The 9,817-nt window shown below is 61.9% G+C and carries 6 protein-coding genes; 3 read left to right on the top strand and 3 right to left on the bottom strand.

Features of this window, described 5'->3' with window-relative positions:
- Positions 1-717 (bottom strand): TonB-dependent receptor (locus tag VMR03_RS10975; RefSeq protein ID WP_325405122.1); only part of this gene is annotated, 717 nt, incomplete at its 3' end.
- A gap of 218 nt (positions 718-935) precedes the next feature.
- Between VMR03_RS10975 and VMR03_RS10970 the strand changes: the two genes are divergently transcribed.
- The gene (locus VMR03_RS10970; protein WP_325405120.1) at positions 936-2,360 is read left to right on the top strand and encodes an FGGY-family carbohydrate kinase; all 1,425 of its coding nucleotides are present in this window, start codon (positions 936-938) and stop codon (positions 2,358-2,360) included.
- 85 nt (positions 2,361-2,445) lie between these two features.
- On the opposite strand, the gene VMR03_RS10965 is transcribed toward VMR03_RS10970, so the two are convergent.
- Positions 2,446-4,797, bottom strand: coding sequence for a TonB-dependent receptor (locus VMR03_RS10965; RefSeq protein WP_325405118.1), 2,352 nt, complete (start codon positions 4,795-4,797; stop codon positions 2,446-2,448).
- Positions 4,798-4,930: 133 nt separating this feature from the next.
- Complete coding sequence (locus tag VMR03_RS10960) at positions 4,931-6,004, bottom strand: LacI family DNA-binding transcriptional regulator (protein ID WP_325405116.1); 1,074 nt, start codon at positions 6,002-6,004, stop codon at positions 4,931-4,933.
- A gap of 226 nt (positions 6,005-6,230) precedes the next feature.
- Between VMR03_RS10960 and VMR03_RS10955 the strand changes: the two genes are divergently transcribed.
- Together VMR03_RS10955 and VMR03_RS10950 are read left to right on the top strand one after the other, a co-directional pair.
- Positions 6,231-7,628 (top strand): glycoside-pentoside-hexuronide (GPH):cation symporter, encoded by a 1,398-nt coding sequence (locus VMR03_RS10955; RefSeq protein WP_325405114.1) that lies wholly within the window; start codon positions 6,231-6,233, stop codon positions 7,626-7,628.
- Positions 7,629-7,633: 5 nt separating this feature from the next.
- A complete protein-coding gene (locus VMR03_RS10950) occupies positions 7,634-9,649 on the top strand; it encodes a glycoside hydrolase family 5 protein (protein WP_325405112.1) in 2,016 nt (671 codons plus the stop codon).
- Positions 9,650-9,817: the final 168 nt, after the last annotated feature.

Genomic DNA, 9,817 nt, shown 5'->3' with positions numbered 1-9,817 from the left:
GACGTTGCCGTCGCGCGTATTGGAGAAGAACGAGAATCGCCCGAGCAGGGAACCGTCTTCAGTGAGCGGACCGGACGCGGCGCCGCTGACCTTGACCTCGTTGTAGCTGCCGTAGCTCGCACGGCCTTCGGCCTCGAAATCTTCCGTCGGTCGTTTGGTCACGAGATTGATGACGCCGGCCGTCGCATTCTTGCCGAAAAGCGTACCCTGCGGTCCGCGCAGGATTTCAACGCGTTCGATATCGCCAAGATCGCTGAGCGCCCCGCCCTCGCGGCCGACAACGACGCCATCGACGACATAGCCGACGCTGCCCTCAATGCCGTCGGCAAAGGTCGTGGTACCGATGCCGCGAATGTTCATGCCCGAACCGCGCGTACTCTGCGACTGGCTGAAGGTAATGGACGGCGCGACCTTCTGCAGATCGTCGACGCCGCTGAGACCCGCATCCTGAAACTGGTCGCCGCTGACCACGGAGACCGCGAGCGGCACTTCGGAAAGCGATTGCTTGCGGCGTTGCGCGGTGACGACGATCGTGTCGAGAATGTTCTTCGCCTCGGCGGTATCCGACGCGGCCGTCGCGGTTGCTTCGGCGGGCGCCGTGGCCGGCGTCTGTTCCGCTGCGCGGGCGACTTCGCCGCCCAGGCCGAAAACGGCCAGCGCACCGGCCCCCATCGCCATGGACGCGCGCACGGAATTGGTCGAACGTGATCTCCCCATCAGCCCCTCCCCAGGGTCGCAGTTTCAATGATTGAACATTTTGCAATATTTTGTTCAATTGCTTTTCATATTGTTCTATTCGAAGGCGTCGTCAAGTTTTTTTGACATCGTTGTCAGATTTTGTTCGGATTCCGCAGTGCGATGGCGCAGAAAAACCACAACATCGCCGGGTCGGGGTGACGTCCGATTGACTGCCGGCGGCGCGGGAGGAGAGAAATATGGAGACGGAGACAGCGAACCGGCATTCGACGGACGAAGCCGACGCCGACTCCTGCATAGCCGTTTTCGACATCGGCAAGACCAACGTCAAACTTTCGCTGGTCGATCCCGCCGCGCGCATAGCGTTTGAGAGGCGGATCCCGAACAAGGTCGTCGATGCCGCGCCCTATCCTCATGTCGACGCCGATGCGATCTGGCAATTCCTGATCGCCAGCCTCGCGGAAGCGCGCCGCCATGAGCCGATTGCCGCCCTCGTGACGGTCGCGCATGGAGCAACGGCCGCGCTGATCGACGAGCAGGGCGCGCTCGCCTTGCCGATCCTCGACTATGAGCATCGCGGCCCGGAAGAAGTGAGCGGGGCTTACGAGGCCATCCGGCCCGCCTTTTGCGAAACGCAGTCTCCCGCCTTGCCATGCGGCCTCAATCTCGGCCGGCAATTGCTGTGGCAGAAGACGATGTTCCCCACGCAGTTCATAAGCGCGCGCAGGCTTCTTCTCTATCCGCAATACTGGACCCACCGTCTGACGGGACGGGCCGTCGCGGAGATGACCGCGCTTGGATGCCATACCGACCTCTGGTGTCCTGCAACGCGCGACTATTCGCGCCTTGTCGATCTGATGTCGCTGCGCGAGCTCCTTCCGCCTCTTTCTCCGGCGGCCTGTCAGGCAGGTGTAATCCGCGAAGACCTCGCGGGACGTATCGGCATCCCGTCCGGAACACCTGTGCTGACCGGCATTCACGACAGCGCCGCCTCTTTCTTCAAACATAGGGCCGGTCGCGACACACCCTTCGTCGTGCTCTCGAGCGGCACATGGCTGATCGCGATGGCCGGACATGCGGGTCCGATCGCACTCGATCACGCCCGCGACTGCCTCTCGAATGTAGAGATCGGCGGCGCGCCCGTGCCGACAGCCCGCTTTATGGCGGGCCGCGAATATGAAACCGTCGCCGGCCGGCAAAGCCACCCGCTCCCTACGCGCGATGACCTGCTCCGCGCGCTCGGCAGGATCATGGCCGACGGCATGTTCGTTACGCCAAATCACGGCGGCGAGGGAGGACCGTTTCCCGGACGTCTGGGCCGCTTCATCGGTCGCGCGCCCACCGACCCTGTCGAGCGCCAGGCGCTCGCCTCGCTCTATGTCACGCTTATGGCCGACGAGTGTGTCGCGCTTATCGGCGGAGAAGGAGAGATCATCATCGAAGGTCCCCTCGGCCGGAATGGTCTGTTCGCGTCTGCGCTGCAGGGGCTGCGGCCGCATCAGGAGGTTCTGCTCTCCGAGGACGCGACCGGCGCTGCCGTCGGCGCGGCGCGTCTCGCCCGACCCGGGATGCCCTGCCCTTCCCTGCCGCGCTCCCTTCCGCTCGACGAAGAGACCACCCGCAAGCTTTTCCGCTACCGCGAAACCTGGCGCTCGCTCGTCTGAGTTTGCGGACAAAAAAATCCCCCACCCGGTGAACCGGGCGGGGGATCAGTGGGGGAGAAGCCCAACCGGTCGAACAACCGGCTCCCTAGAAACTCAGATCGGCCGTCACGCCCACTGTCCTGTAGGCATCGGAGGTCAGAAACTGGCTGTAGCCTGACGGTCCGGTCGTGCCGCCCGGCGCCAGAGAGGGCACCGGCGTCCCGAATACAAGCGCGGAGAACCGCTTGTCGAGAATGTTCTTTGCGAACACCGACACCTTCCAGTTGCCATCGTCGCTGCCGATACCGATGTTGCCGCCGAGAAGTCCGTATCCAGACTGATAGGTCTTCTGCGCCTTGACAGGATCCTTTTCGGTGCCGAATTGCGTTCCGCTCCTCCAGTACCAGTTGAGCGAAACGAACCCGGTCAGCGTGTCGAAGATCGGCTGCTCATAAGTGCCCGCAACGGTGTAGGTCCAGCGCGAACTGCCGGGAAGTCTCATGCCCGACGTGTCGTTACCGACCGAACCGCCGCAATCCGTGCAGCCGCTGCCGAAATAAGCGTCCACATAGCTGACGCCGCCGGTGAGGGTGAGCCCCTCGAACGGCCGCGCCATGGTGTCGATTTCAACGCCACGCGTCTTGAGGCTGCTGGCGTTGATGACCTTTGCCGACGCACCGCCCGCAAGCACGGTCGAGCCGTCGAGAACCTGCGTCTGAAAGTCCTTGAAGGTCGTGTCGAAGACGGCGACGTTGAACATCAGCCTGTTTCCAAGCAACAGGGACTTCAGGCCGACTTCATAGCTCGTCGGAATTTCGGGTTTCACGAGCGGGTCTTGTCCCGGCTCGATATAGAGTACGGCGCCGAGACCAGGCCCCTTGTATCCGCGCGACACAGTTGCATAACCCATCACATTCCGCGTGACGTTGTATTGCGCGCCGAACTTCCAGGAGAGGTTTGTATTCGTCGTCCGCGCCGTGAACGCATAAGGCGTGGTGTAGACGATATTCAACGACGAATAGGGTGGCGGCAATATGAAGCTGCCATGCGACGTCCGATCGAAGTCCACGGACATCACGTCGCGCGTGAGGCGCCCACCGGCGATGAAGCGAAAATCGTCGCTTACATGCAGCGTACCTTGGGTGAAGGCGGCGTAGCTGTCGTTTTCCGTCTTCACGTCCGCCGTCACATCCGCCCGCGTGCCCGTGGGCGTACCGGCGAGAGCCCCCGAATCTCCTTCTTGATGGGAAATTCCGCGCAAGGATTGATGCCAGTAATAAACACCGGCGACGTAATCGAACAGGCCGCCCAGCGGAGAGGTCACGCGCAGCTCCTGAGAGAACTGGCTCTGCCTCTGTCGCCCGGTATTGTCGTTGAGATAGTCGTTGGGTGTCTGATCCGAGTCGACGCCGTCGTCCTGACGCCATTGCCGATAGGCGCTTATGGAGGTGAACGTGTAGGCGCCGGGCGACCAGTTGGCTTCCAGAGAGCCGCCGGCGCTCGTCGAGCGGGAGAAGACCGGTCCGTCAAGCGTCACCTTGTCGTTCTCCGATCCCGGAACGATGCCGTCGGCCTGCTGCGCCGTGTCGGTATAGGTTCCAGGAATATTCTCTCTGATCGTCCAGACGCAGCAATTCGCATGCGTATGCGACCAGTCGCCGATGGCGTAGAGGCTGAAGTCGTTGGTCGGCTTCCAGAGATATTTGCCCTTCACGCCATACTGGTTGCGGTCGTTGAGATCCTCGCCGGTGTGCACGTTCTCGATATAGCCGTCGCGATGGCTGCCGTAGCCGACGATGCGCAAGGCGGAATCGGAGGATATCGGCAGATTGGCGATGGCGTTGACCATCGTGTCGTTATCCGTCCCGTAGGACGTGTGGAGAGAGCCGGAATATTCGTCGAGCACGGGCTTGTTGCCGACGACGGAGATCAGGCCGGCCGATGCATTCTTGCCGAACAGCATGCCTTGCGGACCGCGAAGCATTTCGATGCGCTCGACATCGACGAAATTGCCGATGCTCATGCCGGCACGTCCCATGACGACACCGTCGATCACCGTCGCAACGCTTTGCTCGATGCCTTCAGCGAAGGCGACGGTGCCGACGCCGCGGATCGAAAATCCTTCCGTGCGGGAGGAATTTGCATTGGTGAACTTCACGCTCGGCGCGACGTATTTGAGCGACTCCATATCGGTCAGATTGCGCGCTGCGAGATCTTCACCCGTTACGGCGGTGACGGCGACCGGCACCTTCTGGATATTCTCGGAGCGTTTCTGGGCCGTTACGACCATGCCCTCGATTCCCTCGGGCATATCCTTGGTAGCCGATGCCGAACCATCTGCCGCTGGCGAAGCGCCTTCCGCCGCCGCGGTCGGAACCGGCGCATCGGCCGCCTGTGCTGCCGACAGGCCGATGCTGAGCGCGGCCAGTGCCGCACTCGACAAAATCCTCGATCTCACTTTGAAACCCCTCCCCATGACGCAAAACAGCGACGAGGCCCTCCCGGCCACCGTGGCGACCTTATTAGCTCACGATTGACACCGTTGTCAATTCAACGCCGCCAAACATCGTCGTCGCCAGTCGTGGACGAAATCAGGGCGCGCGGCCCGCAGATTCGCGAATGATGATCTCGAGAGGCAGCAACCGCTGCATTTTTTCCTGCTCCTGCCCATCCTCGCGCAGCGAAGAGATGAGAAGAGCCGACGCCTGAGCCGCGAGCTCTCGTACCGGCTGCCGGACGGTCGTCAACGCGGGCCAGAGCTTGCGCGCGATGTCGGCGTCGTCGAAACCGACGATGGAAATGTCGTCCGGGATAACGAGCTTGCGCTGATGCGCCATCCGCAGCGCTCCGGCAGCCATATCGTCATTGCTCGCAAAGATCGCCGTCACCCCCGCCCCGCTGTCAAGGAGCGCGCGTCCGCCCGCCTCGCCCGAGACGAAGCTGTAATCGCCCTGCGTAACAAAGTCGGGCGACACGGCAATCCCCTCCGCCTCCATAGCGGCAACATAGCCGGCATGGCGCTCGGTCGCCGAATTGTGGCGGGGATGTCCCTTGATGAAGCCAATCCTCCGATGACCCAGCGCGATGAGATATTTGGTCATGCGGAAAGCGGCGTCGAAATCGTCGCAGGAAACGAAGGGCGAGCGCAGATCGTCGCGCACGGCGGTTACACGGGCGTATGGAAGCTTTATGCCGTCGAGAAAATCGAGGAGCTGTACCCACTCCGAGAAGTAGGGCGTGAGAATGACGCCGTCGAGGTTGGACCGATGCACAACCTTCTCGATCTCCGGCAATACACTTTCATTGCCTCGTCCGAACGGGTGGATGAGGAGTTCGTAGCCCTCTTGCCGGCAGTAGGCCAGAACGCCCGCTTGAATGCGCGTGATGTAGCTCGAGTTCTGGCGTTCGTAGAAAAGCCCGATCAGGAAAGATCGCCGGCCGGCAAGACTGCGCGCCGAGCGATTGGGAACATAATCGCAGCGTCGGATGGCGTCCTGCACCTTCTTGCGCATCGCCTCGGTGACATTGGCCTCGTTGTTGATGACGCGCGACACGGTCTTGATGGAGACGCCCGCCAGCCGCGCGACATCCTTGATCGTGGAGTTCGCATCGCTTGCCGACGCCGTCGCCGCCCCGCTCTTATGTCCGATTTTTATCCTGCCCATCGTTCAAACGTCCATGGGGCCGCAAGCGAGCGACCTCTCCGGGGCCTGCCGCTTCCGCCCCTCCTCTCTTATGCCCATTGCGCCTGCCGCGATCAATGGAGACGGCCGCATCGAGACGGATGTTGACATCGTTGTCATTCGGTCCCTATTTTCGCCGCTCATGTCCCTCGTCGGGGCGCCGGCTAGGCCGGAGCGTGGACGGCCGGGACCGACGGGAGAGATGTGCGTGACGATATCCGCTGCCGACGACAAACGATTGGGATGGGGCGTCAGGCTCGGCTATTCCATCGGCGACCTTGGCCTCAATTTCTTCTGGCAGGCGATCGGCCTCTTCCTCTATTTCTTCTACACCGATGTAATGGGTATCTCGCCCATCTGGGCGGGGATCGCCTATTCGATCGCCTCCATCTGGGACGGCATATCCGATCCCATCATGGGCGCGATCGCCGACCGTACGCGCACCCGTCTCGGCCGCTATCGGCCCTACCTGCTGGCCGGCGCGATTCCTTGTGCGATCTGCTTTGCCCTCGCCTTCTGGGTGCCGCCGCTGAAGGGGGCCGCGCTGGTCGCTTATGCGATCCTGACGCATGTGGCGCTGCGCACGGCTTATACCGTCATGTCGATCCCCTTCTCATCGCTGTCCGCGCGCATCACAAGCGACAGCAACGAACGTGCCGTCATCGCCGGTTGTCGCGTCTTCTTCGCCGCCATCGGCGGCCTCACGGTCGCCTTCATCTTTCCGCTCCTCGTGGCTGTGCTCGGCGAAGGCCGTGAGGATGTGGGCTACGCCATGTCGGCGGCGATACTCGGCGCCATTTCCGTCGTCATCATCTCGATCACTTTCTTCACCACCCACGAGCCCGCCGAGGTCGCGGCGCCGGCAACTGGGTTTTCGATCTCGAGCATCCTGACGAATTTTGTTCAGGACATCGCGCAGTTCTGGGGCATGTTGCGCTTGAACCTGCCGCTGGCCCAGGTTTTCGGCGCCGTCACCGTGACCTCGATCGCGCTTACCATGTTCGGCAAGTGCATCCTTTACTGGTTCAAATATGGATTGAACGACATGGCCGCGGTCAAGTTCGCGCTGCCGATGCCGGCGCTCGTCGTCATGCTGACGCTGCCGCTCTGGATCGCCTTCGCGCGCCGCACGTCCAAGCGCCTCGCCTGGATGCTCGGCAGCGCCATCGCGGCCATCGGCTATATCGGCTTCTTCTTCAATCCGGTGGAAACCACGCCTGCCACGATCCTGTTCATGCTGGTGATCACCGCCGGCCAGTCAAGCTATGCCGTGATGTTCTGGTCGATGGTCCCCGACACCGTCGAATACAACGAATGGAAACTCGGCAGCCGCGAAGAAGCGAAGATATTCGGCTTCGCCGCCTTCGCGCAGAAAGTCGCTCTCGGCATCAACGCCATCCTTCTCGGCCAGATGCTGAGCTTTGTCGGCTTCGTCGCCAATCAGCCGCAATCGCCGGAGGCCGTGCTCGGCATCAAGGCGATCATGTCACTCGTTCCGCTTGCCGGCGTGTTCCTCTCGGTCGCCTGTCTCTGGCGCTATCCGATCGACGCGACTTTTCACCGCCAAATGCTCGGCGAAATCGCCATTCGCAAGGCAGGAGTATGAACCAGATGCTCGACCAGCCCCCCTCTCTCGAAAGAAAGATAGCGCCAGCCGCTCTCTCGCGCCTTCGCATCGAGGGAGATCGGTTCATCGACGAGAACGGGCGTCAGGTCATCCTGCGCGGCGTCAATCTCGGCGGCGACAGCAAGGTGCCTTACCCCGGCGGCGGGACGAACCATCCGTCGGATTTTTCCGATCACCGTACGGTTTCCTTCATCGGGCGGCCCTTTCCGCTCGATGAAGCGGACGAGCATTTCGGCCGCCTCGCCCATTGGGGTTTCAACTGCATCCGCCTGCTGACGACATGGGAAGCCGTCGAACATGCCGGCCCTGGCCTCTTCGACGAAGCCTATCTCGACTATTTCGCAGCCATCTGCGCCAAGGCCGGCGAACATGGTCATTATGTCTTCGTCGACTTCCACCAGGACGCATGGAGCCGCATGTCGGGCGGCGACGGCGCGCCCGCATGGCTCTTCGAGAAGGTGGGGCTCGACTTCACCCGCTTCCACGAAGCCGGCGCCGCCCATGTGATGCAGCACAAATACGATTTCGCGCGCGGCGGCCGCCAGCCGGATCGCTATCCGATGATGAGCTGGGCGCAGAATTATCGCTTCCCCGTCAACGGCATCATGTGGACGCTGTTCTTTGCCGGCCGGGATTTCGCGCCCGACTTCACGATCGATGGCCGCAACATTCAGGATTACCTGCAGGATCATTATCTCGGCAGCGTCGGCGCGGTTGCCCGGCATATCCGCCATTTGCCGAACGTCATAGGCTTCGACTCGCTCAATGAGCCCAGCAGCGGCTATATCGGCCTGGATCTCAGCTATCAACACGTCAGATGGACACCGGAGAAGCCGGGCCTCGTGCGCCCGGGTCTTGCCTGGTCGCCGCTCGACGGCCTTGCGGTAGCCCGGGGCATCTCACGCGACGTCCCTCTTCTCGGATTCTCGGAAGAAGAGAAAACCGTCGTGCCGCTTCGCGACGAGAAGATCAATTCCTCGGGCACCTCGATCTGGATGGAGGGCCGGAGCGATCCCTTCGAAAAAGCCGGTGCGTACAGGGTCACGCATAATGGCGACATCGAAGTGCTGCGGGAAGATTTCTTCCGCGTCGTCGGCGACCGTCCGGTGAACGTCAAACAGGATTACATGGCGCCCTTTTTCAAAAGGATGGCCGACGCCGTCCGGGCGGTATGTACCGACTGGCTTCTCTTCGTCGAACTCGATCCCTTCGCCATCATGCTGGGCCACTCTTTCCCGGACGACACGCCGGACAATGCGGTCAATGCGAGCCACTGGTACGATTTCGTCACGCTCTCGACCAAACATTTCGGCTATCCGGATTATTTCAACCCCTATTCCGGAACCTGGCTCAGGGGGCGCGTCGAAATCGAGAAGAACTATGTCGAACAACTCGCCTTCCTGCGCAATGCGAGCCACAATTTGAATGGCGGGCGCGGCGCGCCGACGCTCGTCGGCGAATGCGGTATTCCATTCGATCTCGACCAGGGCGCGGCCTACAAAGCCTTCGCCGCGGGCGACCGCTCGGACGCACCGTGGGAGAAGCACATCCTCGCGCTCGATTTCATGTACAACGCCTTCGACACATTGCTGCTCAGCTCCGCGCACTGGAACTACTCCGCGTCGAACAGCAACGATCCAGCGATCGGCGATGGTTGGAATCAGGAAGACCTCTCGATCTTCAGTCGCGATCAGAAGACCGGTGCCGACGACCTCGACAGCGGCGGCCGGGCGCTTGCGGGCTTCGTCCGCCCCTATGTCAGAAAGGCCGGCGGAAGGCTCCTGCATGTCTCCTTCGATCGCGTCAGCGGCGCCTTCACGGCTGAAATCGAATGCCGTGCCGGCTCGCCGAGCGAGGTTTTCGTGCCGAGGCTGCAATATCCGTCCGGCTTCTCCGTCGAAGCGGAGAACGCGCAAGTATCGCATGACGACGCGCGTCAGATCGTCGAGATTGCCGCCGCAGGGACCGGTTCCCTGACAATCAGAATCGCACGCCGTTGAACGCGCGCGGTCGCATGGCGACCGCGCGCCGAAGCGCCGTTGAAATCAATCCGCCGCGCCGAAAGGCTTGGCATTCTCGGCAAGAAAATCGAGACGAGCGCGGTTGTAATTCCGCAGTACCGTCGGTCCGTCATTGGTGAAGGCGAGAAGCTTGTCGTCCGCGGCCGT

It is taken from the genome of Parvibaculum sp., from assembly GCF_035511255.1.
Lineage (GTDB): Bacteria > Pseudomonadota > Alphaproteobacteria > Parvibaculales > Parvibaculaceae > Parvibaculum.
Note: the sequence above shows the minus strand (reverse complement) of the source record. Positions and strands in the feature narration are given on the sequence as shown.